This is a genomic window from uncultured Campylobacter sp. (genome assembly GCF_938030685.1).
In the GTDB taxonomy this organism is placed as follows: Bacteria; Campylobacterota; Campylobacteria; order Campylobacterales; family Campylobacteraceae; genus Campylobacter_B.
On the sequence record NZ_CALHHX010000122.1, the window covers coordinates 1 to 25971 of the forward strand.

22 protein-coding genes and 1 pseudogene are annotated in these 25971 nt (G+C 46.4%); 6 read left to right on the top strand and 17 right to left on the bottom strand.

The annotated features are described in order from the left end of the window. Positions 1–791 precede the first annotated feature (791 nt). The 14 genes and pseudogenes from Q0369_RS05715 to Q0369_RS05780 all read right to left on the bottom strand — a co-directional run bounded on the left by Q0369_RS05715 (position 792) and on the right by Q0369_RS05780 (position 19076). Complete coding sequence (locus Q0369_RS05715) at positions 792–2363, bottom strand: subtype B tannase (RefSeq protein ID WP_298097194.1); 1572 nt, start codon at positions 2361–2363, stop codon at positions 792–794. A gap of 231 nt (positions 2364–2594) precedes the next feature. Beyond that, positions 2595–3089 (bottom strand): TlpA disulfide reductase family protein, encoded by a 495-nt coding sequence (locus Q0369_RS05720; RefSeq protein WP_298097198.1) that lies wholly within the window; start codon positions 3087–3089, stop codon positions 2595–2597. After that, positions 3086–3430: a hypothetical protein gene (locus Q0369_RS05725; RefSeq protein ID WP_298097202.1), complete on the bottom strand. Its 345-nt coding sequence runs from the start codon at positions 3428–3430 to the stop codon at positions 3086–3088. The genes Q0369_RS05720 and Q0369_RS05725 overlap by 4 nt, the downstream gene beginning before the upstream one ends. A gap of 243 nt (positions 3431–3673) precedes the next feature. Further along, positions 3674–4312, bottom strand: a pseudogene (locus Q0369_RS05730) (ABC transporter ATP-binding protein); the annotation flags it as partial. 1 nt (position 4313) lies between these two features. Continuing rightward, positions 4314–5447 carry an FtsX-like permease family protein gene (locus tag Q0369_RS05735; RefSeq protein WP_298097205.1) on the bottom strand — a complete coding sequence of 378 codons (1134 nt, stop codon included), beginning with the start codon at positions 5445–5447 and terminating at the stop codon, positions 4314–4316. After that, on the bottom strand, positions 5434–6678 hold the full coding sequence (locus Q0369_RS05740) for an ABC transporter permease (protein ID WP_298097208.1): 1245 nt from the start codon (positions 6676–6678) through the stop codon (positions 5434–5436). Before Q0369_RS05740 ends, Q0369_RS05735 begins: the two co-directional genes overlap by 14 nt. Continuing rightward, complete coding sequence (locus Q0369_RS05745; RefSeq protein ID WP_298097212.1) at positions 6678–8096, bottom strand: Fe-S-containing protein; 1419 nt, start codon at positions 8094–8096, stop codon at positions 6678–6680. The genes Q0369_RS05740 and Q0369_RS05745 overlap by 1 nt, the downstream gene beginning before the upstream one ends. A 421-nt stretch (positions 8097–8517) precedes the next feature. Continuing rightward, positions 8518–9039 carry an iron transporter gene (locus Q0369_RS05750; protein WP_298097216.1) on the bottom strand — a complete coding sequence of 174 codons (522 nt, stop codon included), beginning with the start codon at positions 9037–9039 and terminating at the stop codon, positions 8518–8520. 14 nt (positions 9040–9053) lie between these two features. After that, complete coding sequence (locus Q0369_RS05755) at positions 9054–10985, bottom strand: FTR1 family protein (protein WP_298097219.1); 1932 nt, start codon at positions 10983–10985, stop codon at positions 9054–9056. Positions 10986–11204: 219 nt separating this feature from the next. Continuing rightward, entirely contained in the window at positions 11205–12308 is a 1104-nt protein-coding gene (locus Q0369_RS05760; RefSeq protein WP_298097222.1) for a c-type cytochrome, read from the bottom strand. Positions 12309–12310: 2 nt separating this feature from the next. Beyond that, positions 12311–13570 (bottom strand): cytochrome bc complex cytochrome b subunit, encoded by a 1260-nt coding sequence (locus tag Q0369_RS05765; RefSeq protein ID WP_298097226.1) that lies wholly within the window; start codon positions 13568–13570, stop codon positions 12311–12313. A gap of 9 nt (positions 13571–13579) precedes the next feature. Beyond that, complete coding sequence (gene petA, locus Q0369_RS05770) at positions 13580–14086, bottom strand: ubiquinol-cytochrome c reductase iron-sulfur subunit (RefSeq protein ID WP_177387024.1); 507 nt, start codon at positions 14084–14086, stop codon at positions 13580–13582. Positions 14087–14831: 745 nt separating this feature from the next. Further along, positions 14832–18266, bottom strand: coding sequence for a cytochrome c biogenesis protein CcsA (gene ccsA / locus Q0369_RS05775; protein WP_298097229.1), 3435 nt, complete (start codon positions 18264–18266; stop codon positions 14832–14834). Positions 18267–18584: 318 nt separating this feature from the next. Further along, complete coding sequence (locus Q0369_RS05780) at positions 18585–19076, bottom strand: CreA family protein (protein ID WP_298097232.1); 492 nt, start codon at positions 19074–19076, stop codon at positions 18585–18587. 98 nt (positions 19077–19174) lie between these two features. On the opposite strand from Q0369_RS05780, the gene Q0369_RS05785 reads away from it, so the two are divergent. From Q0369_RS05785 to Q0369_RS05810, 6 genes are read left to right on the top strand one after another with little or no spacing between them, the layout of a single operon-like run. Next, a complete protein-coding gene (locus Q0369_RS05785; RefSeq protein WP_298097235.1) occupies positions 19175–20545 on the top strand; it encodes a phosphomannomutase/phosphoglucomutase in 1371 nt (456 codons plus the stop codon). After that, complete coding sequence (gene cmeU / locus Q0369_RS05790; RefSeq protein WP_297895345.1) at positions 20542–20787, top strand: CmeU family protein; 246 nt, start codon at positions 20542–20544, stop codon at positions 20785–20787. The genes Q0369_RS05785 and cmeU overlap by 4 nt, the downstream gene beginning before the upstream one ends. Then, on the top strand, positions 20780–21793 hold the full coding sequence (locus Q0369_RS05795; RefSeq protein WP_298097238.1) for an alanine racemase: 1014 nt from the start codon (positions 20780–20782) through the stop codon (positions 21791–21793). The genes cmeU and Q0369_RS05795 overlap by 8 nt, the downstream gene beginning before the upstream one ends. Next, entirely contained in the window at positions 21790–22503 is a 714-nt protein-coding gene (locus tag Q0369_RS05800) for a LemA family protein (protein ID WP_298097241.1), read from the top strand. The genes Q0369_RS05795 and Q0369_RS05800 overlap by 4 nt, the downstream gene beginning before the upstream one ends. 15 nt (positions 22504–22518) lie before the next feature. Further along, positions 22519–23112 (top strand): hypothetical protein, encoded by a 594-nt coding sequence (locus Q0369_RS05805; RefSeq protein WP_298097244.1) that lies wholly within the window; start codon positions 22519–22521, stop codon positions 23110–23112. After that, complete coding sequence (locus Q0369_RS05810) at positions 23109–23906, top strand: YgcG family protein (protein WP_298097248.1); 798 nt, start codon at positions 23109–23111, stop codon at positions 23904–23906. The genes Q0369_RS05805 and Q0369_RS05810 overlap by 4 nt, the downstream gene beginning before the upstream one ends. Before the next feature lie 65 nt (positions 23907–23971). Here the strand turns inward: Q0369_RS05810 and Q0369_RS05815 are convergent, their stop codons facing one another. From Q0369_RS05815 to Q0369_RS05825, 3 genes are all read right to left on the bottom strand, one after another. Further along, positions 23972–24166, bottom strand: a complete 195-nt coding sequence (locus tag Q0369_RS05815) for a hypothetical protein (protein ID WP_298097253.1) — start codon at positions 24164–24166, stop codon at positions 23972–23974. A gap of 200 nt (positions 24167–24366) precedes the next feature. Next, positions 24367–24591 carry a hypothetical protein gene (locus Q0369_RS05820; protein ID WP_298097256.1) on the bottom strand — a complete coding sequence of 75 codons (225 nt, stop codon included), beginning with the start codon at positions 24589–24591 and terminating at the stop codon, positions 24367–24369. Between the two features lie 84 nt (positions 24592–24675). Next, positions 24676–25659 carry an AraC family transcriptional regulator gene (locus Q0369_RS05825; protein ID WP_298097259.1) on the bottom strand — a complete coding sequence of 328 codons (984 nt, stop codon included), beginning with the start codon at positions 25657–25659 and terminating at the stop codon, positions 24676–24678. Positions 25660–25971 lie beyond the last annotated feature (312 nt).

Genomic DNA, 25971 nt, shown 5'->3' on the forward strand with positions numbered 1-25971 from the left:
TAGAGCGCCTACCGCGCGAGCTAAAGGCAGCGCAATGCTAGCTAGCGTTAAATTTAGCGCCTAGTTGCGCCGCCGCCGCAAAGATGCTAGCACGCACGGTTTTAGGAAACGATGCTGCCGCGGCGTGCGTTGGTCTTTAATAGGCTAAGCGGTGCTTAAAAGCGCCGTTAAATTATGAAATTTATACACACGTCGCAAAGATACAGACCCCAAACGGCGCTTTTGGGTACCGATAGATTATTGAAGTAGGCCTAATGGATAGCAAGAGCGGGCTTGGACCTGCAGGAGATCACGAATGCACGCCTTTAAATTTAGCCTGCTTACCGCGCTTGTTTGGGTTTTTTTGTTCATTTTTGTGGATTTTATCGTCCGCGCGCTGATGCGCCCATTACGCGATACCTGCGCGTTCAAAGAGCTGCGATCGGATAGTATAAACGCCGCAAAATTTTATCGCATACTTCGGTCTTTAAATTTAAAATTTAGCCCGCAGAATTTGATTGTGCCGAAGTTTTGGCGTAGATCGCGCTAAAGTTCGAGCCATAAACTGTCGCGACCGCTAAAATTTTAATTCGCGCCGTTTCGCCGCGATAGAATTCTATGGAATTTTCCCAGTGCTAGCTGTAAAATTTCAAATCGTTATGCGTCTCGCAGCGACGCTAAAATTTTGACGCGATAGAATTTCGCAGCGAAATTTTACGCCGCTTGGCATATCCGCTAGAGAGTGTTTGGGCGATAAAATTTTACGGCAGAGCTGCGGGCAAAATTCTAAGATGAAATTTCGCCCATTAAATTTACTGTGCGACTACTTTGTCGATCCAGTCAAAAAGCTCCTCTAGATCGTAATCTCCGCCGTGTCCTTGCCCCCAAGGTACTGCAAAATCGACATTCTTGCCCACGTTTTGCAAGCTAAGTGCCAAAATAGCGGGGACCGCAAGCGCCGTATCGCGATCGCTCGCGCCGTGTCGGATGCGGTAATGCTTCGCGCCGTTTTCGTTGCGCACGAAGCTCATCGCATCCATCATCTCCACGAGCTGTGCACTTGCGATTAGCACCCCTTTGGCGGGGTCATTCATCGCGCTAAAATCCGTAAAATGCGCCGCGTTAAATTTCGCGTCGCCGAACAGCTCGTTTTCGGGATTTTCAAGCGCGAAGCCGTCAAATGCGGGCGGGGTCTTGGCGCGCGGCTCGGAGGTCGCGTAGCCCCAAAAAAGCATATGCGATTGCGATGCGTCATCCTTGATCTTTACAGCGAGATATAGGGGCGCCTTCGCGCGCGGATTTTTCGCCGCAAAATCAGCAAACGAGGCCGATATAAGCCCGTTTATGTAATCTTTGAAGCTGCCGTCGCCGTTTTTATCCAGGCTTAGCGCGCGGCCGTCTCCGTCCTTTAAGCTTAGCGAGTTCAGATAGGCGGGGAATTGCGCCTTTAGCTCGTCTGAAATTTTAATCTGCGCTGCGCTTAATTTGCCGCTTAGCATCTTGCGCGCGGGCTTTGCGGTGCTTTGATTTGCGTCTTTTTTAGAATTTTTTTCAGCGCCGCTAGAATTTTCGTCGCGCTCGTTAAATCCCGCTGCATCAAAGCCGCTAAAATCCATCTTTTCATATTCGCTCTGCGCGCCGAACATCCACTCATACGCCGCGTCCGCGTGCTTTAGATTTGTGATCGGGCAGTATACGGACGCCGCGTAAATTTTATCGCTCGCCTTCGCAGCGCCCAGCTCTTGCAGATACGGTTCGTACGCAGCCTCGTCTCCGCTCGTGCCCAAAAGTGCCGAGAGCGCTCCGCCCGCGCTCGTGCCGTTTGAGACGATCTTGTTTGCGTCCCCAGGCATTGCCGCGTCGTTAAATTTCAGATACCGCACGGCCGCCTTTAGATCGACGATCGCTGCGGGCGCCTTGCCGATATAATCGCCATTTGCGCCTTTTAGCGTGCGTCCGCGCGCTGCGGGAGCGGCTACGACGTAACCGCGCGAAAGTGCCGTAGCGATCGCGTTTGGTTTGCCGCTTGCGTCTATTTTGACATCGCCCGCTTCGCCCGGCATGTAGCCGCCCACGCCGTTTGGCAAAAATATAGGCGCGCTCGCGGCGTCAAATTTGCCGCTCTTGCGCCCCTCGAAATATTGCTGCGGGATGAAGATGTTCATGCTCTGATAGTGCGCGCTTGCGGGTTTTGCGACGTAGATTATGTTTTTGTAGGCGCGAAATTTTATCTTTTTGCCACCTACGATCACGCTTTCTTGCGTGAAATTTGCGGCGTTAAATTTCAGATCTATTTGCGCGCTCTGCGCCGCAGCCTCGGCATTTAGGCTTAGCGCGCCGCAAAGCATCGCGGTAGCGCCTAAAGCAAGGGATTTCTTACTCATTGAAGTATCCTTTATATTTTAATATTGCCGCTTTTTAGCCCTTTAAGCAGCTTAGTGACAAAGCTAATTTTAGCAAAACTCAGCGAATACTTAAATCCGCTGCGCGCCTAAATTTTGAAATTTAAACGCAAAGGCATCTGCAAGTTGAAAGGAATTTTAAACTCGAAGTGTTATTTTAGTGGGCATTTGCGATCCGCCGCCGTAAATCCCGGCTGCATTAAATTCCGCTCGTTAATTCATAAGCTTGAGCTGCGTTTCGAAGGCGGATTTGGGGTAGAGGCCGATGAGCTTTTTGACCGCTTTGCCGTTTTTATCGTAGATCACCGACGTAGGGGTGCCGAAAATGCCGCCTACGATGGTTTCAAAGTATTTCACCGAGCTCGCGCCGCTGACGCTTGGGAATTTTATCCCCTTTTCGCGAGCGACCGCGGCATCTGCTTCTAGCCCCTTGCCGTCGCCCAAAACGCCGATGATCAGCGCGTCGCCGCTAGCTTGTAGCTCATTTAGCACGGGTACTTGGGCTTTGCACGCACCGCAGCTGCTGGTGTAAAAAAACAGCACGAACGGCTTGTCGTTGCCCTCGATCTTTAGTGTGCGCTCGGAGGGGTCGAACTTGGAGGCGAGCGAGGTGCCGTCGCTGCTTAGATGGTGCTTCCATCCGTCGCAGCCTGCGAGCAGTAGAGCAAGTATGGCGGCGGCAACTTTTAAATTTAAAAATTTCATCATCTAAAATCCGCCTTCGGGCGCGCTAAATCCGCTTTTAAATTTGCGTTTGAAATTTTAAAATTTACGGCGCGATCTGGGCGGAAATTTATATCGTGACCCGCGCCTAGGCGTATGTTGCGATCCGCGTCGTAATCTGTGCCCGTAGCGTTTCGGCTTTTAAAATTTTTACCCACTCCGCTCGGCTTCGCATCGGCGCTTGATCTTTCGAGGCAAATAGCTTCGGCGGGACGTGCGTAGCAAAGAGCCGCACCTGCTCGCGCGAGCCTTAGGTGGATCCAAAAAGAGCGCGCGGCGCAGGCGGTGAAATTTTTAAATTTTAACGTAGCTTTATTTTTCGTCATGCGAGTTAAATTTTACACATCGGAATTCTGCGCGTCCGAATTTTCGGTATCGGAATTTTGGTCGCTTAAATTTTTAGCATCCCGATCTTCGCCGCCAGAGCTTTGCGAGGCGGGATTTTGTTCGCTCGCAGCTTCGGCGCTAGAACTTTGTGAAACGCTTTTGTTTGGATCGCGATCTGAAATTTTATCCTGCGAGCCGAGATTATGCTTCATCGTGCTTTGATCCAAAAGCTCTATTCGATCGAGTTTGCCGTGTCTTAGGCGCACCACTTTGTCGGCAAATTTACCGAGCTCCTCGTTGTGTGTGACCAAAAGCAGCGTCTTGCCCTCGCTACGAAGCGTCTGAAAGAGCTGCAAAACCACGCGCTCGTTGGCCTCGTCGAGGTTGCCCGTAGGTTCATCCGCGATGATAATATCGGGGTCGTTGATGAGTGCGCGCGCGATGCAGACACGCTGCTGCTCGCCGCCGCTAAGCTCGCTAGGGCGGTGCGTGATGCGGTGCCCGAGCCCCACTTTCTCAAGTGCTGCCTTGGCGCTGTCCTCGTCCACGCAGCTGTGGTAGTATTGATTTAACATGACGTTTTCGACGGCCGTTAGATAGGGGATAAGGTGAAACTGCTGAAACACGAGACCGATCTTTTTGCGGCGAAATTCTAAAATTTGCTCGTCGTTTAGCGCACTCGCGTCGGCTCCGCCTAGGATATATCTGCCCGCGGTCGGGGTGTCCATCAAGCTTAAGATATTTACGAGTGTGCTCTTGCCGCTGCCGCTTGGGCCCATTATGCTAACCCACTCGCCGCTTAAAACGTCGAAGCTGATATTATCGAGAGCCTTGACCTCGCCGAAGTATTTGCAGATGCCTTCAAATTTTAAAATTTCCATGTCATTCCCTTAATAGATTCGCTAAATTCGGATTCAGCGCCTTTTTGATCGGATAGTAGCTTGCCGCGAGCGCAAAAATCAGGCTCAGCGCGACCGCAGCAAAGAGGCTAATTAGCCTAAAATCCACGCTGCTTGAAAATATCAGATGCCCCAGCAAGATCGCGAGCAGGTATCCCACGAATACCCCCGTTAGCGAGCCTGCGACGCAGACGGTTAAAATTTCGCTCAGGATCAGGTGGAGCAAATTTTGTTTGCTCGCGCCGATTGCGCGGATGAGCGCGAACTCTTTGATGCGCGAAAGCAGGATCGAGCTAAGGCTCGTGTTGATGCAGACCGAGGTGATCAGAAGGATCGTAATGCCGATAAGAAGCATCAAAAGCTTGATTTTATTTAAGATGATGCCCTGGGTCTTGGATACCTTGCCGATCGGCGCGAAGCTCATCTGCGCGTCGCTCAGGCTTTTTGAAATTTCGCTTAGCTGCTTAAAATCGCCGCTTACGATCGCTTCGGCGTAATTTACCTGCGCAGGTTGATTTAAAATTTTTTGCGCCAGCGGCAACGAGATTAGCAGCATGCCGTCCTCTTTCTGCCCGTCATAGACGATGCCTTTTATCTTTACCTTGCTCGTTTCGTTTGAGCCGATCGGCGTAATCTCGATACTATCGCCGAGCTTCGCGCCCAAAAGTTTGGCGAGATCCTGCCCGATGAGCGCGTTTTTATCGTCGAAATCTACACCGATAAACGAGCCCTCTTTAAGATCCAAAAACGGCATAGTATCGCGCAGAGAGGAGAAATTTACCCCCATGATGATGCCTGAGTTTACGCCCAAATTTGCGCTGCCGAAAAGGTATTTATTCGCGCTTTTTAGAGCTGGAATTTTAGCAAATTTCGCATCGAGCGCCGCTTCGTCCATATGGGAATTTTCTAAATTTGCGGGGCTCACGATTAAATTTGCGCCGTAGCTGTTTAGCTCGCTGGCGACCTTTTTATCGATGTCGGCGTAGATATTTACGAACGCCGCGCAAACCGCGCTGCCTAGCATGATCGCGACGAAAATCACGAAGCTGCGGATGCCGCTGTTGATGATACTTTTAAAGATCGCGCCTCTAAAAAACGCGCCGTTATTTCCTACCATAAAGCACCTCCGCAGGCAGTAGTTTGATTACTCCGCGTAGTGGCAGAATCGAGCCGATAATGCAAATAAGAAGTCCAAAGACGATGCTAAGCGGAAAGACCATCAGCGATACGCCGATAAAGGAGCCAAAAATTTGATACGCGATCGCCCAGCTAAGCGCGTAGCCCACGACTGCGCCCACGAGTGAGCTTGCTACGCAGATGACGAAAATTTCAGCGGCGAACTGGATATAGATCATAAAGTTACTCGCTCCTAGCGCCTTAAGCAAGCCGATCTCTTTTTTGCGCTTGTAAATTTCGCTGCTTAGCAGGCTCGTGATGCAGATGCTTGAGATTAGCAGCGATAGAATGCTTACGACGCCCATTAAATTTTGAATTTTTTTCGTAATGCCGCTTTGAGCTTCGCTGACGCTAAGCACCGCCTTAGCGGTCGCGTTTGGATACTCCTCGGTGATTTGATATGCGATGGAGCTTACGTATGCCGAGCAGTACCAGGTGTCGTATTCTGTGGCGTCTAGATTATCGAGACTCCTTCTTGCCTTTACGGACAGATCGTCTTCCGGGATAGTCATGGCGCTAACTTCTGCTTTGGCGATGAGGCCCTCTTTGTGTGTTAGCTTTTGCACCAGTGATAAATTTGCGATCAGCTTTTTGGCTTCATCCTCCGCGCCGTGTAAAATCCCAACGACTTTAACCTCATAATCTCCAAGCTTAACCGCATCGCCGATCTTAAGCCCCAGCCCGTCTCCTGCAAGCACCTCATTCTCGGCGCCGTCTTTTACCCACTGCCCCTCTACGCTCCAAAACGGATAGAGCGAGCGCACGCCCGATCTGAAATCAGGCTCGTCGCTAACGCCCACGTCCTTTTCAAAGTAGGTTCCCACGACGTCGTAATCTCCTGCGCGGGTAGTTAAAAAAGGCGCAAAGGCGGTGATATTGTTGCGCCAAAAAATTTCTTTGATTTTATGCAGCTCGCTCTCTTTTAAAAAATCATCGTTTTTAAGCGGAGAGTATTCGCGCCCACCGATCTCGATACTTAGGCTTTGCGAGCGCGGTAGCACTACGATATTTGAGCCGTAGCTGCGCAGCTCCTTAGCGACCTCGTCGCCGATTTTTAGCGTGATATTTAGCATGCAAGCGATCAGCGAGACCGATAAAAATATGGTCAAAAACGCTAGAATTTTGCTATCCCTGGAGTTTAAAATGGAGGATTTGATGATGCGTAAAAACATTATTTAAGCTCCTTTAGCGTGCCGTTTTCATCTACATAGCGCTCGGGGTGCGCGGTGAAGGCGTTTGCATTCGCTTCGCTTTCGAAAAAGTAGGTGCGTCCGTAGTAAAGATAGCTAAATTTAGAGGTGTTTAAAATTTCTTTTCTACTGACCGGATCGATTACCTTTTTATCCACAATCTCCGAGAAATAGGACGCGCCATCTTCGATCGTCTTAAGCGCGATAACGATATTTTGCCCCTCTAGCTTATAATCCAGCGGGATCGGATTGCAGCCGCCCAGCTTGCCGACGCTCGGTAAAAATATCCGTACGTTGCAAGCGATGCAGATGAGCTCATCACCTTTTTTGATATAGCCCATATCGCCGCAGATCGAGCACGCGTCAAAAACCGCGACCGGAGCAAATTTGTCAGTGAAGCGGTTTAGTAGAAAAAATCTGACCTTATGCCCGTCGTCGGTGACGTAGGCAAAGCGGTGCAGCTTGCCGTCCTTTACGATGTTTGCATCGATTATGAATTCCGCGCCTTGCGGCTCGATGATCTTAGGCTCATCGATCGTAGGCGGTTTTGAAGCGACCAAGATATAATAAAGCCCCAAAAAGCTGATTAAAACCCCAAGCGACAAGATCAGGCTAAAATCTCTAAAAATGGCAAATCTGCCCGCTTTAACCTCTCTAAATTTTATAATGTCCGCTTCGCGAGGCACACGCCTTGGCGCACGAAATGCCGTAAGTAGCGCAATTAGCGCGGCTATAAGGCAAAGAGCTAGCGTCAGATAGGAGTTGTTGTAGTGGATGATTTTGGCGATGACGCTTAGAAACTCGGACGAGCCGATCGCGTTTGAAAGCCCTTCAAAGCCCTTCGCAGCTAGTGCTTTGGGCGCGTCTGCCTGGCGCAGATCAAGGCCTAAAAAGCCGATTTTAGCAATAAAAGCAAACGCCCACGCAAGAGCGAACGACACTAGCTTTGCGCCTCTGCTCGCGCGCGCTAGAGCTGAGCGATAAATAAAATAGAATAAAATGAGCGCCAGCGCACCTAAAACCGCCATAAAGAGGTTGGTTAGGCTAAAGCTGTCCAGTAGCTCGCCGGAGAAAATTTTAAAATTCATTCCTATGAAGCGGTATTCAAATCCATACGCGCAACCAAGAGCAAAAATAACTATAGCGGTAAGATAGAATCGCTTAAACTTAAACGAAAGCAGTAGCGCGAGCAGTGCTAAAAGTGCGAGCGCATCAAATACGATCTTGCCTACATCAGCGTTTGCCGAACGCGCAAATGCGCTAAAGCACAGCGCCCCAAATACAACTCCTAAAAGCGCGGGCAAAAACGATGCGCTGATAAAGCGCCTGCCGCCCAGATACGCGCTTAAAAATGCAAGCGGAAAAAGAGCCAAGCTAACGTGATAAAAAAATATCGTCATTAAAAATCCTCATCGAGCCTAATGCGCGTAAATCGCCTATAATTGCTTAAATTTTAAAATTTTAAAACCTACGCCATTTTGTAAATTTTAAAATTTCAAATCAGCCCGCAAAAAGTTCGCAGCAATAGAGCCGCCCGCAAAGAGAAATTTCGCCTCGCTATTGCTTTGGTTTTGTCTCGCCCTCGCGCTGCGCTAAATTTAAAATTTTAAAATTTCAAGCCTCTTGAAATTTTAAAATTTTGCCGCAGCTAAAAAGATTCGTAAGCTTAAACGCATTAAAGCAAAAACGATACGCTTTGGCTGCGGCGTAGCGGTTAAATTTAAACTAGCTAAATTTAACCGCCTTAAATTTAAAGCGTGCGGCTAAACCTAATACCGCTAGGACTCCGCCAAAAACGGATTCAGCGGAGCTTGCTATGATTTACTCTTTAGGAGCGCCAGTGTATTGGAAGGTGTATTTAACCGAGAACGGCTCCCACCATTTGCCTACGCCTGTCGCTTTGTCCGCGTGGCGGCCGAATCCGTTGGTGCTTGGATTTTCGATATTATAGGTTAGCTCGTAATTGCCCACGCCGTTTACCATTTTGATATTGGCGCCATAGTGAGGGCCGTCGCTAGCTACCATCGGCATGAAATTTCCCTTTTGGATCTTGCCTGTATCTAGGTTTTTAAGTACATAAGCGACCTTTAGATAAGGGATCCACTCGCCCTCTCCAAATCCGTTTGCGTTGCCTTTGATAGCGTGGATATCCGCCTCAAGGTGGATGTCCGCCTTGCTAGGAGCTAGATCGATGCCTTTAGGCTCCATATCGATAGGCTGAAGATACACAGCAGCGATCTCCATTCCATTTTGCTCAATCGGCTCGCCGATCGGATGCTCTCCCGCCATTGCTATAACAGAGGCTAGGCTTAGTACCAACATACCTGAAAAAATCTTTTTCATCTTTTCTCTCCTTATTAAGATTTGTTTTTTTGCTTATTTTTTAAGATCAAAATTCCTACGATTAGAAGCACGATCATCACCGCTTGCGGCACGAGGCTCTGGACGTAAGGATAAAATCCGATCCACGTAATCGTAGGAAGCCCATCAATAACGGTAGGCACGAATACCTTGCCCTCGACTAGTTCCATCACGCCCTTGCCCACAAATACGACGGACATATAAAATATGATGACCGATGTAGCGATGAAAAATGGCTTGATAGCGATTTTAAGCGAGAATTTTTTGATGACGATATAAACTATGATAAGAGCCGCCAGACCCGCTACGAAGCCTGCTGCTACCATGCTGGTAGCTGCCGGACTTTTGGCATCGAAAAGTAGTGCCAGATAAAATAGTACCGTCTCTGCGCCCTCGCGATAAACCGCTAAAAACACCGTCCACCAAAGCATCTTGCTATCGCCCGAGCTTAGGCTGTTTGAAATTTGACCTTGGATATAGGCGCTCCACTTTTTGGAGCTTGCATTTGAAAGAAGCCAAAAGCCCACGTAAAATAGCAGAACTACGGCGATTAACATCACCGCGCCCTCCATCACTTCGCGCGTTTGTCCTGCATTTTCACTACCGAAGATATAATTCAACCCGTAAGCCGTAGCGATACTTAGCACAACCGCTACGCCAAGAGCGCTGTAAACGATATTTAGGTGCTTTGAGTTGCCGGATTTTATAAGTAGAGCGATGACCGCGGCTACGATGATGAGCGCTTCAAATCCTTCACGCAAGATGATGATAAACGCGTATAAGAATAGATCCCAGTTGCTTGATTTCTTCGTTAGCTCTAGGCTTTGGGTAAGCTGATCAAATAGCTTATTTTGCGCCGCTACGATCTGCTCTTTGGAAGCACCCGCGCGCATAAGAGCCGAAATTTTATTAAAGCTTGCTTCGGTGTCTAGCTTAAGCTGAGTATTTTTAGCACCGACGATATTCTCCATGCCGCTCTCTTCGTATTCATCAAAGTAGATATTACCGCTCTCGTCGATCGCATCATCAACCTTGCCGCTCTCATAAAGCGCCAAAACCTTAGCCATTTTGTCTTTGATATTTTGCACAATCGGCGTAAAATCCTTGCCCTCATCCTCACTAGTATCGCTTTGTGCTAACGCAGTCTGCGGCGCTATGGAGTAGCTTTCTTGCGGCAAATCATTTACGGCTTTTAATGCTAGATTATCTAGGGCGTTTATCGCTTCGTCAAATTTTGATTTGTCTGTATCCGCATCCTCACGCAAGAGATTTCCAATGATCTGCTGGATTGATTGATCGGTCTGAGACGAGACATATTTTCGTACCGCCTCTTCTAGGCGTTCGTTGCGGTAGATATCAAATTTAGCGCGATTTAGCGCAGCTTTTAGCGCAGCAGTGTCTTTCTTATCAAACGCAGCTTTAGCGTTATCCAGCTCAGCTTTAAATTCCGTATAGACGCTCATCCACGGCGAAGTTGTACCGGATGCTGCGGAATTCCCGCCTGAGGCTGGCGCAGAAGTGCTGCCATCGCCTCCGTCTTGATACTCGGCTACGAGACGATGACCAGATTCAATCACAGGCAGAACCTCGTCAATCTCGCGATTTAGATTATCGATCATTGCTTGGATCTCATTTAGAGGCTTTTCAGCTTTGATCGCTTTACGGATATCGCCGAATTGCTTCTCCATATCGTAGGATTTTTTCTGACTTAAATTTATGCGAATGCCGGCTTCTAGATTTTCAAAATGCCCGAAATACGCCTCTTGGGTTATCTTTCTGGCCTCCGAGTTATTGCCGTCTACATAAAATTTAACCGCCTGGGCAAATTTTTCTTTAATCGCCGCCGCTTCGGCGCGATAATCGGTCTGCGCCAGCAACATGCAAAATGGAAAAATAAGAGCCAAAATCGCAAATTTAAAAAATTTCATCTGAACCTTCTTAAGTTAAATTTATACATTAAATTTCAAAATTAAGTAGCAATTATATGTAGAAAAATCTTAAAAAGTAATAAAAAAAGCGGTTATCATAAAGCACGAAAGCGGCTAAATTCTCAATTGCAAGAGCTTTTTGATAGATGGAATTTAATAGAATTTAGGATATGGCGGAATTTTAAATGGCAGTCGGATTTTACTCCGACCGCTAAAATTTTAATGAAGTTTCGACCAAATTTTGCTTTTCCAAAGACCTGCAAAAACAGAAAGGATCAAGAAATAAATCATAATATTTATGGTTGTAGCTTCACGCTCGGCTTTTTTGCTATCGCCTACGTCAGCTAGATACTCCACGACCTTGGCTTCAGCGTTTTCGTTCAAGCCTACGCGCGGCATCGAAGTGCCTGGAAGCTTCTTTTGCGTATCATTGATAAACTCGTGTAGATAGTTGGCGCCCTTAGAACGGATCATCATCGAAAGATCAGGAGGCGTCGAGCCCATATATGCAGCCAAGCTAGCCTTATCGCTGGATGCAAAGAGCTTATCATATTTGACGTCGTGGCATCTTAGACAAGCATCCTCAAAAACCGCCTTGCTTAAAAGGAATTTTTTCTGCGCTTCGTCTAGTTTGGTGCCTTGCTTGATGCCGCTAGCAGCAGCCTCAGAGACAATTAGCTTATCCTCGCTAGGAGCGAGCGACTTTAGATAGGCTACGATATCGGCGATCTCTTGATTTAAATCACCGCCTGCACCGAAAAACCCGGGCATCGGAAAAGGCTTTTCATCGCCAAATTTCTGATCTAGCTTAAGAGCCATGATCGGATCTTTGATGAGCGCAGCTAAGAATTTATCAGTGTATAGATAGCCTGCGCTGCTAAGATCCGGAGGATTGACGCCGTATGCGGCACTAGCGCTTGCCGCGTCCATAGGAGCGGGGATATTTGCACTTTTTACTCCATGACATGCGGTGCAGCTTGCATTTGTAAAGGTCTCGGCGCCGCGCACAGCATCGCCTTTGCTAAGATCGATTTTATTTATCTCATCCCAAAAAAGCACCGTTTTGTCTTGTTGCTCTTTCGCGCTAGCTAGGGCTTTTTTAGAATTTTTTATCATCGTCTCATCCCCGCCTTTTTCAGCTGCGGCCAAAGCGCTTTCTGCTGCGGCTACGTTATGCGCGGCTAAAGCCGTATCGCCTGCTGCAAAATCGTAATTTACCGGATCGGTGTGCGGACTGAGCTTAGTATGAGCATAAGGCTCGATAAACCAGTATAAAATTCCCACACAAAAAAGCACCAAGATTAGGGTTCTTATCTCTTTCATGGCTATACCCTCTTTCTTTCTGCGATTGTGATCAACGGAAGCACTACGACAAGCAATCCGATATAGATGATCGATAGGGCAAAGCCCCAGTATTTATTTTCGATACCGAGCTCCATACCGTCTGCGGGGAGCTTTCCGAATAGGCTAAGCAGAATCATGTCGATTACCAAAACCCAGAACCAGATGAAAAACGCCTTGTTTTTATGCGCGGGTGCTACTACGCTGCTGCGATCAAATAGCGGTATGAAAAATAGCGAAACTCCAGCGAATGCAAATGCAATAAGCCCGATGTCGGCGGCCTTAAGCGGTCCTACGTCGAAGTAAAATCCACGCAGAATTTCATACTCCCAGAGGAAATACCACTCCGGATAGATATGCGTTGGGGTTTTGAGGCTGTTTGCCGGCTCGAAATTTATCGGATCCATCGCAAAATCGAAGTGAAAGCCCACCAGATAAAAGAAAAATATCATAAAGATACTGACGTAGAAAAAATCCTTCGCCAAAAAGCCCGGCCAAAACGGAATTACCTTGCTTTCGCTAGTTTTTCCTTCCAAATACTTCTCGCCTTCGAGCTCAAAGTCAATCTCCTCGCCGTCTAGGTTATTTACATGCGGAAATCTAAGCGAATAAAAATGCACCGCCAGCACCGCAACCACCACGAGAGGCAGTAAACAGACGTGAAGCATAAAAAATCGCGTCAGCGTCGGATCGCTTACGGCGTAATCGCCGCGAATCCATTCGACTATCGCATCGCCGACTACTGGAATTCCGCCGAATAAATTCGTAATAACCATCGCCGCCCAGTAACTCATCTGCCCCCAAGGAAGCATATATCCGCTGAAAGCCTCAGCCGAAAAGATGATGAAAAGTAGCATTCCGCTTACCCAAATCATCTCTCGTCCTTGCTTATACGAGCGGTAATAAATAGCTACTAAAGTATGAATGTATAAGATCAAAAATACGACTGATGCCGATACTGCGTGGATATGTCGCCATAGCCAGCCGTATTCGACCTCTTTCATAATCGTGAAATTTACGCTATCAAATGCTAAATTTACATCCGGTTTGTAATACATCACGAGCATTAGTCCACTAACGAACAAAACTATAAATAGCGTCATCAAAATAACGCCCATCGCCCAAAGGAAGCTGATATTTTTAGGAATCCAATACTCGCTTACCATCACCTTGAAAAATTTCGTTACGGCGAGCCTTTGGTCGAACCAATCCCAAACTCCCGTAGCTTTTCTTATATGTGCCATCTGCGCCTCCTATGCTTTCTGCTTTAGGGCTTGGTATTCGGGGCCCTCTTCGCCTAAAACGAGTTTCGTTCCGTCTATTTTAAAGGGCGGTATATCCATAGGACGCGGCGGCGGACCGAACACGTTTACGCCATTAGCATCGAAAATTCCGCCGTGACATGCACAGATGAATTGTTGCGTCGATGGCTTATAGCTGGGAATACAGCCCAAATGCGTACAAAGCCCGATGCAAAGCGTATATCTAGCATCCCCTACGACGACGTCACGGGCATCGTTTTTAGGCATATCGGCAGTCTTTTTAAGCACGAAAATCGGCTTTTTACGCCACTGCGTTTGATACAGCTCGCCCTCTTTGATCGGACTTAAATCTACCGTAGTGACGCCGGCGGCGCGCACGCTAGGTAACGGATCCCACGATTTCTTCATCCCCACGAGTGCGAAAACGCCACCCACAGCGGCAACCGCGCCGAAAGTAAGCCCGATAAAGCCTCGTCTATCCTGTTTTAGATCAGACATCTTTATCCTTTCAAATTAAGAAATTGACAAGCATCAATTTTAGCCAAATAAAGATTAAATCAATATGATTATAAGCAGAAATTTAGCTTAACCTTGCAAGCTAAATTATATTTTAAGATAATTTTAATGCCTAGCGAGGCGTTTTCGCAGTTTAAAATTTTATAAATTCAAATTCTATTATATTCTATCATGGCGCGGAATTTAAAATTTTAAAATTTTATCGCGCAAAAGTTACTGCTACAATGGCGTGCAAAATTTTAAAATTTCGACATCATAAATAAAATTTCATAAAGCGCGAGATTTTAAATTTTAAATTTAAAAATGAGCATAGAATTTATAAAATCAAATTTTAAAATTTCACTGCTCGGTCATGGCGGCAGTAGGGCAGAATTTTACGCTAGCGCGCTAGCTGAAATTTTAAAATTCTAAATTACGTCGCGCTTCCGTCGTATGAAAAAATTCCACTAGAAGTAAAATTTAAAACATTAAAATCCCATAGCGGTGCAAATTCCAAATCATTAAAATTTTACGACGTCTTAAAATCTCAAGCATCAAAAATTCTGTCGCGATGCAAAATTTTAAAATTTAGCGCAATCGCGAGCCGTAAAATTCTATAAAATTCTACGGGATCCTAAAGCCTAGCCGAAATTTAAAGATAAATTCCATAAATCCCTAAAGCCTCGGCAAACTGCAAAATCAGGGCAAAATTTCAAAATTATTATTCTAAAATTTGAGCCCCACCTATCTAAAGTCTAGCCGATTTGCCCGAGCGGAAATACGCCGCGATCGCAAGAGCTATCATCGAGGCAACCATCGCGTACGCCCAGCCCGGCACGGGGATACGCTCGCCGCTAGCGTATGAGTGCATGCCGCTTAGGTAGAAATTTACACCAAAATAGGTCATTATGACGCTAAAATACGCAAACATCGAGGCTACGGCGAAGGCGAATTGATTATTGAGCTTCGGCATAAATCTAAAATGCACGACCACCGCATAGATAAAAATCGTAATGAGCGCCCAGGTCTCCTTCGGATCCCAGCCCCAGTAGCGCCCCCAGCTTTCATTCGCCCACACGCCGCCTAGGAAGTTGCCCACCGTCAGCAAGCAAAGGCCCAGGATCATCGACATTTCGTTGATATGCGTGGCTTCTGCGATATTGCGAGCGATCTCGGGGTTTTTCTTGTCGAATAAAAACATCACGAGGGTGAAAATCCCAAGCAGCATGCAAAGCCCCAAAAATCCATAGCTCGCGGTGATTACCGAGACGTGGATCGTAAGCCAGTGCGATTTTAGAACCGGCTGGAGATTAGTGATCTGCGGATCGATGTCGCTAAGATGCGCCACCATCAGCGTTATGCCCGCCATTATCGAGGTAAGCGCCAGCGAGATGGCGGATTTTTTAGAAAAGAATATTCCGCTTAGAGACAGCGCCCACGCGATATAGATGAGCGATTCGTAGGAGTTGCTCCACGGCGCGTGCCCCGAAACATAGCCTCGTAGCGCAAGACCTGCAGTATGCGCGATAAAAGCGACGATATTTACGACATAAACGAGCTTAAATGCGCCGCCTAAGCGAAGAGCGGGCTTCATCATTCGCAAAAAGATAAAGATCAGAAGCAAAAATCCCGAGATAGTGTAGATCGGAAAAAGGCGAGAAAAAATTTTAGCCTTATTAAATAAAATTTCATATTTTATCGCGCTCTCGCTAGGCATTAAATTCGCTCCGTTTTGCGCTTGGTATTTTTTGACGTAGCTTAGCATCTTTTCCGCGCCACTCCAATCCCCGCTTTCTTGGGCATAGACCACGGACGAAACGAATATTCCCATCATCTTTTTAACTTCAGCAGATTCGTTTTGATCCAGCTCATCGCCTAGATATAGCGGCGAAAGCCACTCGTTATTTTTAGCATTCTTAACCGGAATAATTCTAAAATAATCCCCCATAAACGCCGAGTAAAAGACGTTTACGCGCTCATTTACCTTGATGATCTCTTTATCTAGTACACCGCGATTGCCCAAAGGCTTTCGGTTGATCTCCTCGACCATTTTATCGAGCTTGTAGTAGCTCTCGCCGCCTTTAAATTCAAAAAAATCCATCATACTGGCGTGGCTTTGCTTTTCATTCATACCTAGAATTTTTTTAAGCTCGGGCTCGCTAACCTTGATGATCGGCGCACGCCTCCAGTAGCTTTGATTTAACATAAACGAAAGCGCGGCGGCGTTATGGTTTAAAATTTCGCCATTTGGCGCCTTATAGTCGTCGGCGCGGTAAATTTTATTTAAAAGCTCCCTGGAAACGGTATCAAAAGGCTCCATTCGCCCATCAAATCCCTGAATCACGAGGCTTGCTAGATCTTCACTAAATTTAGGATCAAATTTCGGCACGGCTAGTTCGCCTCCCATAGTAGAAAAATTATGCGGCGGGACGGAGTCTTGCTCCGCCGCAGATTCTTGCGAAGCGGAGCTTTGATTGGAATTTTCAACGGCGGAATTCTGCGCGGAATTTTGCACAAAATTTTGCGAAGTAGAATTTTGCACGCTAGCCGGGCTTTGCGGCGCGGAATTTTCTGCGGCTGCATTTGAGGCGGAACTTTGCGAAGTAGAATTTTGAGTCGTAGAGTTTTGTTCGGCATTTGCTGTGCTAGGATACAATGTGCTCAAGCTCAAAGCCAACGCGCCTACTAATGCCAATGCTGCGCCTTTAGTACCGCGTCGCGATTTTTTGGCGCGTTTTGATGCAGAGCTTTCTGCAGAGCTTACGGGCACCGAGCCAGACGCGGAATTTTTAGAATTTACATCTTTTTCTCGAGCAAGATGCGTATTTTCGCTGATTAAGCGCGAGAGCTTGAAAAAGCGCGAGCCCCGGTTGAAAAAGTTAAAAAACATCCCTACGCAAAGCAAAAAATAGCCGATGTAAGTTGGAACTTTACCGGGGTCTTTATTGACCGAAAGCACGGTGCCACGCTCATCCGTGTCGTATGAGCTTTGGAAAAATCGGTATCCGCCGTAATCGAGCACGTGATTCATAAAAATATCATAATCAAAGCTCGTATTGCCGTCTTTTAGCGTAATTTCACTTTTATATCCGGAGGGCGAATTGGTGCCTGGATAGCGATCCATCACAAAGTCGCGAAGCGCGATTTTAAAAGGCAGATGAAGCATCTTTGGTGCCAAGGCTACGATGAAATTCTTATCTCCCACCTTGTAGCTAGCGCCATGCGAATCCCTAGGCACGTAGATTTCGCGACTCTGCCCCGCAAAGCTTAGCGTAGCTACTACGCCGGGCTCACCCGGTAAATTCGCATCGACCGGGACGAATTTCTCGACCGCGGAGCTAAGTAGGCTAACGGGAGCGAAATTTATCCCGTCGAAGCTGTAAAGCAAGAGATTGCCTAGAGGATTATCCTCGTTCCTCTTAAGCGGCACAGTGCTCATATCAGCCATTTTAGTGGCGTTTATATCAAGGCTTGAGTTTAGATAAAATTTGCCGTCTTTGGATTTTATGTAGATGAAATTCTTACTCTTAGGCTCTGCGTTAAAAGTGATACTAAGCTCGCCTATCTCCATGCTTTCGCCTGATTGCAAGGAGACGTTTTGGCTGCCGACATTGTTTGAAAATAATAACTCCACGCGCGCAGGAGCCTGTCCGGTCGGATCTTGCACCCATTTTAGCTCGCCGTGTTCTATTAGCTCTTTAAATTTTAAATTTGCGATCCTGCCCTCTATGTCTAGATTGAGATCGAAGTTCATCCGTCCTGCGCCGTTTAAAAATTTGCTCTCGTCAGCAGATATAAACTCGCCGTCGCTGCCTAAAGTAAGAAGCTGAACGACCTCGTCTTTAGTCGTTACGATCGAGCTCTCGCCGCCCTCTCTTATATGGATATTGCCCTCAAAGCCGAAATATCTAGTCAAAATCGCTCCAACAAGCATAAACAAAAAGCTTGCGTGAAAGATTAGCGCAGGCAGTGTGCGAAGCTTAATCATGCGGTAGCGATAGATATTGTAGGTTAAATTTATTCCCAAAAGCACCATCAGCGCGCCAAACCACGCAGTCGAATAAACCATCGCCCAAGCTACTTCCGTGCCGTAAGCGGTCTCTATGAAAGTGGCAATCGCACAGGCTAGCGCCAAAATCAGTAGCATCACTGACGCGCACTCCATACTAAAAAATGTCTTCATTGATTTCCTTTAGATTTACGAGGGTTTTCAAAATCGCGAGATTTTAGCAAAAATTGCTTAATTTTTCATTTTACGACTTACAACCTGCAAGCGCATCGTCCGCTAGCGTAGCTCAAATATGCGTTAAGATGCTTTGATAAAGCGGTCAAATTCTCATCTTAGGCATTCGCGCAGGAATTTAACGACGCGGATAAAATTTTATAAAATGCTGCGGAATTTGGCGAAATTCTATTAAATTTCGTGCGTCATCTCATCGCGTAATTTCTAAATTTAAAATTCCGCTGCGATAAAATTCTATCTTTGCGGAATTCCTTCTTATTATTTTTTGCCTTGGGTATATGCGAGCTCGCACACGTCGCCCACGGCTTGGTGGCACGGGATCGCCGAGATCGAGTTATTAGGCGAGCCGTCGATTACTTTATCCGAATAAACCAAATAGATTAGCGAGCCCTGCACCGCGTCGTAAAGCCTAACTACGTGGGTCTTTTTGAAAATTAACGAGCTGCGTTTTTCAAAAATATCCTCTTTTTTCAGCTCCTCTTTGATGATGATTTTAGGCGCTGTCTGCACGCACGAAACAGAAGCTTCGGAGCGGTCCTCCTCCATGCCGATGATCTCTTTGGCACCGCCTTTTTTGGCGTAAGAGACGTAGCAAGTCACTCCATCAACCTTAGGATCTTTAACCGCGATAACTTCGATGCGATCGTCTTTGCCAAAAATTCTGAACGAAGTATTTACGCTACCTACGAGCTCGTAATCGCCCGCAAAAGCAAAAGCCGCTAAAATCGCTGCTAGAATAAATTTTTTCATAATAATCCTTTGGAATTTTAGCGGCGATTTTATCATTTATAATATAAATATTAAGCAAGTTTTTATAAAATACCGCGATTTAAATTTAAAGGAATTTTATGATCGAAGATATCTTTAGAGAATACGACATACGCGGCATCGTGGGCGAGGAGTTAAACGAGCGCAGCGTAAAAGCGATCGGCTTTGCTCTTGGCAAACATATCGCAAATTTAGGGCTTGAGCGCGTTAGCGTGGGATACGACGCCCGTCTTAGCGCGGATGAGCTTTTCGGCTATTTCGTAAGCGGACTAAATTTCGCCGGGTTGCGGGTTTATAATATCGGCTTGCTGCCGACGCCAGTGGGCTATTTTAGCGTATTTACGCATAAATTTGACGCAAACGTAATGATCACCGGCTCGCACAATCCCAAAAATTACAACGGCTTTAAAATAACGATCGGCACGGATAGCTTCTTTGGCGCGGATTTGAAACGCCTCGGCGCGCAGGTGCGTGAGCTAATGAGTTCAAATTTTGAAATTCCGACCGATACAAGCACCCAGAGGTACGACATCTTAAGCGAGTATCTAGCATATTTTGAGAAGGAATTTGCGGCTCTTAAGGGCTTTGCCACGCCTTTTATCATTGACTGCGCAAACGGAGCTGCGGGCGTTACCGTTACTAAAATCGTCGAAAGGCTAGGACTAAACGCTAAAGTTTTATTCCCGCAGCCGGACGGCAATTTCCCAAACCACCACCCTGATCCCAGCGAGGAGAAAAATTTAGCAGATCTTAAAGCTGCGATGAGCCGCGACGGCGTGAGCTTGGGCTTCGGCTTTGACGGGGATGCCGATAGAATCGCCGTGCTTACGCCGCGCCGCAACATCAAAGGCGACGAATTAGCCTGCCTGCTTGCCTTAAATATGCACCGCCCGCGCATCCTAGGCGAAGTCAAATGCTCTCAAGCGATGTATGATACTATCGATAAGATCGGCAAAAGCTTCATGGGCAAGACCGGCCACAGCAATATCAAAAAGGCGATGAAGGAGCTTGGCATCGACCTTGCCGCCGAGGTTAGCGGGCATATTTATTTTAAAGAGCGATATTTCGGCTTTGATGACGGCGTATATGCGATGATGCGCGTGCTTGAGCTCGTAGCTAAAGGGTATGATTTAGACGCCGAGCTAGACAAGCTACCGCGAGTTTTTAGCACCGACGAGATTAAATTTAATACGAGCGAAGAAGCAAAATTTAAGATCATCGAGGCTCTTAAAGCTCAAATCCACGCGGGTATCGCGGAGCTGCCGCCTATCCGCGATATTATCGAAATCGACGGCATCAGAGTGCGGTTTGATGACGGCTGGGCGCTCGTACGGGCAAGCAACACCACGCCCGTGATCGTAACCCGCTTCGAGGCCAGCAGCCCCGAGTTTCGCGACGAAATGCAGCGCGTATTTTTAGGCAAACTAGAAAATTTAAAGGACCAGAGATGAACGAATCTGAAAAGCAAGAGGTTGAGAAAAATATAAAAGAGCTTTTGGCTGCGAGAGCGGAATTTTTTAAATTCTTAGATGAGCGCGTGCCAAAAATCGCGGGTACCGACGTATTTGATTTCGAGCGTGCAGGTGCGGCTAGCCTGAAGGAGGTTTACGCGAAATTTTACGGCTACGACTACGCTGCGCGCAAGCTGCTGCCATATTTATACCGCACTTACGGGCTAGACTTCGATGTCTGAGATTATCTTAGATCGCGCCGCTTATGCGCACAATCTAGCGCAAATCGCCGCCAAAGTAGGTGGAGCGGAGCGAGTATTTTTAGTAGCCAAGGATAATTCTTACGGCCATGGCTGCAGGCTTTGCTGCGAGGAAGCGGCGAAACTAGGCTTCGTACGCGCCGTAACGCGAAGTACTGCGGAAGCTGCGCAGATAGCGGATTTATTTGATGAAATTTTAGTGCTCTCGCACATTCCGCGCGGGAACGAGGACGAGCGGTTTTGCTACGCAGTAAATGATCTGAGCTACTTCGCGCGTCTTAAACGAGGGCTTAAAATTTATATCGCTGCAGATACTGCTATGCACCGCAACGGCATCGCTGCGAGCGAGCTAGATGAGGCGCTTAGGCTATGCAAGCAGGGCGGATTTAAGCTTCGTGGCTTTTTCACACACTTTCGCGCAAGCGACGAGCTAAGCGGCGATTTTTTCGCGCAGAGGCAAAATTTTATAGAATTTAAGCGTCTCGCGGGGCACAAAGCCGCCGCCGCAGGCTTTGGAAATTTAAAATTTCATTCGAGCAACTCCGCAGCTATCGAGCGAAGTGCGGGTTTTGAGGACGAATATGTGCGCGTAGGCATGGCACAGTTTGGCTATCCTCAGTTTGACGAGAGCCTAAATTTACGCCCTGTGCTAAAGCTCTATGCCGATCTGATCAGCTCACGCGTGCTAAAAAAAGGCGAGCGCGTGGGCTATGGCGCAAAATTTGAAGCGCCGCGCGATATGAGGATCGGCACATACGATCTGGGCTACGCAGATGGGCTATTTCGCTACGACGGCGAGGGCGAGCTAGCGCTTGCAAGCGGGCAAAAAATGCTCGGAAAAATGTCGATGGATAGTTTCTGCGCGGAATTTGGCGGAGAGCGAGTTTGCGTGCTGGACGACGCGCGGATTTGGGCAAAACACTTCGGCACGATCGAATATGAAATTTTAGTCAAATTAAATTCCAACATCCCAAGGAGATTTCAATGAAAGAGCTGCAAGGAGAAAATAACGAGCGTATAGGTTACGACGATAAAGGCTTATCCGCGCGAGGCGAGAGCTTTGGCGGAGGAGAGTATCTGCGCCAAAAAGGAGGGCTTCATATCTTAATCAAAGCTCTAATCGTCTTAGTGATTGCGGCGATTGCGTTTGCGATATTTGCAGTGCCGGTTTACAATAAACTCGTAAGCAAAGATGAAGAAGTTAAGGCTGCGTGGAGCCAGGTACAAAACCAATATCAGCGCCGCGCCGACTTGATTCCAAATTTCGTAGAAACCGTCAAGGGCTACGCAAGCCATGAAAAAGATACCTTAGAAGGCGTCATAAATGCCCGCGCTAAGGCAACCGCTGTCAATATCAATGCAGAAAGTTTAGCGCAAGATCCGGAGGCATTTGCAAAATTTAACGGCGCCCAAGGTGAGCTTAGCTCAGCCCTATCGCGCTTGATGCTGGTAGTCGAGCGTTATCCGGATCTTAAGGCAAATCAGAATTTCGCCGACCTGCAAAATCAGCTCGAAGGCACGGAAAACCGCATCGCCGTAGCGCGCAAGGACTACATTGCCTCGGTGCAGGAATACAACAAGCTAATTAGAACCTTCCCTACAAACATCATCGCGCGCATAGTAGGACTAGGTGGCGCCAAACCTAGCTTTAGCGCTGATAGCTCAAGCCAAAAAGCCCCTAGCGTCTCATTTAAATAACGCTAAGAGAGACAAATGCTAAGCGAGCAGTGCAAGCAAAAAATCCACGAGCTAATCACGAAAGCCGAAACCGCAAGCGGTGCGCAGATCGTCTGCGTGGTCGCGCGCGAAGCAAGCGAGGACTGCGAAGCTAGCTATAGCGCGGCGGCAGCGACGGTGTTTGTGATTGGCATCATTCTGTGCTTCGTGCCGCAAATAAGCAAAGCTGAGCTACTGCAGATCGTAGCGCTTAGCTTCATTGCGATTAAAGCTCTGCTAGCTAAATGCCCTGCGCTTTTAACTCTAATCACGCCTAAATCTCGCAGGCTTCGGCTCTCGGGCGAGTTTACAATGCTAAAATTTTATGAGCGCTACGGCAGCGTAAAAGAAGCGATAATGTTTTGTGTCTGCGTCCGCGAACGCTGCGCTCATATCATCTGCGGCGCGCGGGCGGCGGAGTTTATCTCTAAGGGCGAGTTTGAACGTATCACGACGAAATTTAACCCTAGCACGCAAGGCCTTGAGCCTGCCGTTTTAAAGGCGATGGACGCGCTGTGCGAGCTAGCTATGCGAGTGCCTAAAAATAGCGAAAATAACGATATAGAAGAGACCTTGGTGGAGCTGCAATGAGAGTGGCTTGGAGATTTGCTTTTGCCCTTATGGCGCTATTTGTGATAAGCACTGCCGCGCCCAGCGAGTATCTAGCCCGCCCAAACGGCACCGCTGTAATCGATGAGGCTGGTATTTTACGCCCAGCCGCGAGAGAGAGTCTGAATGAAATTTTAACGACTTTCGATAAAAATTCCACAAACCAGATCATGCTCGTAAGCCTAAAATCGCTCAGTGGCTACTCTATCGAGGAAATCGGCGTAGAGCAGGCGCGCGCTCTTGGTATCGGGCAAAAAGGGCGCGACAACGGCGTACTGCTGCTCGTCGCTCCGCACGAGCATAAAGTGCGTATTGAGGTCGGATACGGGCTAGAGGGCGTGCTAACCGATATGCGCGCCAAACGCATCATCAACAATAAAATTCTGCCCTATTTTAGGCAGGGAGATTACGAAAGTGGCGTCATTAGCGGAATTTCAGCGATCATTAGCACGATCGAAGGCGGCGATATAAAATTTGATCCGCTTAACGCCAACGCGCAGCAGGATCCGAGCAACAAGGACTTTGCGATCTTTATGGTGCTTTTTGCAGTCTTGCTTTTTGCGATACTAAGCCGCCGCGTGACGCGCCTCAGAAGAAGCGACGAGGATATAATCTCGAGCGCAGACATCATAAGCGAAATCGCGCGCTCATCGCGCATGAGAGGCGGCTCATCCGGGGATTTTGGCGGATTTAAAGGAAGTGGCGGTTTTAGCGGAGGCGGCTTCAGTGGGGGCGGCGGAAGCTTCGGAGGAGGCGGTGCTAGCGGAAGCTGGTAGCCACAGAAATTTTATCAAAATTCCAAATCGTAGAATTTTGTATAAATTTTAAAATTTTAGAATTTCTAAATTCGGCTACTGGTGTAGAAAAACAGCACGAGTGGCTTATCATTGCCCTCGATCTTTAGCGTGCGCTCGGAGGGGTCGAACTTAGAGGCAAGCGAGATGCCGTCGCTGCTTAGATGGTGCTTCCATCCGTCGCAGCCTGCGAGCAGCAACGCAAACACGGCGGCGGCAACTTTTAAATTTAAAAATTTCATAATCTGAAATCCGTCCTTAAATCTGCTTTTAAAACTGCTAAATTCGTTTTTAAATTTGCGTTTGAAATTTTAAAATTTGCGGCGCGATCCCTATTGGAATTTATATCATAATCTGCGTTAGAAATTATGTCGCGATCTGCACTAGGGCGTATGTCATAACCCGCGTCGTAATCTGCACTAAAGTCTATATAGTCACCCGCCTAGCAATTTGTACTCGTAGCGTTTTGGTTTTTAAAATTTTGGCTTTTAAAATTTTTACCCACTCCGCTCGGCGTCGCATCGGCGCTTGATATTTCGAGGCAAACGGCTTCGGCGGGATGTGCGTAGTAAAGAGCCGCACCTGCTCGCGCGAGCTTTGTGCGGATCCAAAAAGAGCGCGGGCAGGCGGTGAAATTTTTAAATTTTAACGTAGCTTTATTTTTCATAATGCGAGCTAAATTTTAGGCATCGGAATTCTGTGCGCTAGAATTTTTGGTATCATAATTTTTGGCATTAAAATTTTCGGAACTCTAATCTTTGCCGCCAGAATTTTGCGAGGCGGGATTTTTAGAATTATATTTTTTTATATCCTTTGGATACATTCCTTTGTATTTTTTGAAACACGTGCTGAATTTGCTATGAGAAGAATAGCCCACAGCTTCAGCTATATCTTGAATTTTAAGTGAGGAGTTCAATAAAAGTATCTCTGCCATATTCATTCGACGTCTTTGAGTATATTCAGTAATTGTGCATTGATATTTTTGTTTAAATAATTTTTTAAGTTTAGTACCACTCATAGTGGATATTTTTTCCAAAGTTTTTTGTGAAATCAAGGTTGCATAATGATCATCTATATAATTAGCAACTATTTCTAGAGCTTCATCATCAGCAATGGATATAGGATTGCTATACTTATTTAAAAATGAGTCTATAGTTATACTCAGCCATTCTTTTGCCTTTGACTCAAAAAAAATTTCAGCAGCAGGGGACGTCATTTTACAATTTAGTATATCTTTTGCAATTCTTTCCAAGGGTTTGTTTATAATCGTACTAGTATTGAAAAATAAATTTTCATAGTCAGAAACCTTATTTTTATAAGAGGATAGACATTCGTCTATCATAGATTGTTTGAAATTTATACCTATCCCTAGATAGGGAGAGTTTTTGTGTAGTATAAACCTATAGTTTTTAGCGTTTTTAGTATTTATAACATAGAGTGAATTTGAAGAAAGATTTTGGTAAGGGTTAAAACTTTCTCCATTTGCTGTAACTAAATAAGATGAATAAAAGGAATAGAAATTATCCAAACCGGAAAAACTTGTGTGGATAATTTCTTTTTTTATGAAGACATCATGAATATCAATTGTAAAATTTTCGCCTTCATAAAACCAATATATACCTTCTGCATCATCTGTATTAAAACAGAATGTATGTCCTGTAGAAGAGTATTTTGTATTATCAGTACATTCATTTGTAGAAAAATAGTTTTTAACAAAGTTGTAAAAATCGCTCATATATACCTCCACTTATAATTTTATCCCAAATAGACAATATTCCTAATAGACATAGTTGGATATATCTAATTGATTGAACTACTAGTATATTATATAATAAATAAAAGGTGAAAACAAGCGAAAAAATGAGCCTTTATTGATAAGGATTTAAAAGATATCTCTTATCATTAGTCTAAACAGGATATTTATACACCTGGTTAGATATAAGAAAAAGGAGGGGTTATTCATTGAAGAATAAGAAAAAATCAATACTAAAAAGACTAATGCCTTATGCCGGTAGGAAAAGTATTTTGTTTTATATTGCTATGATTA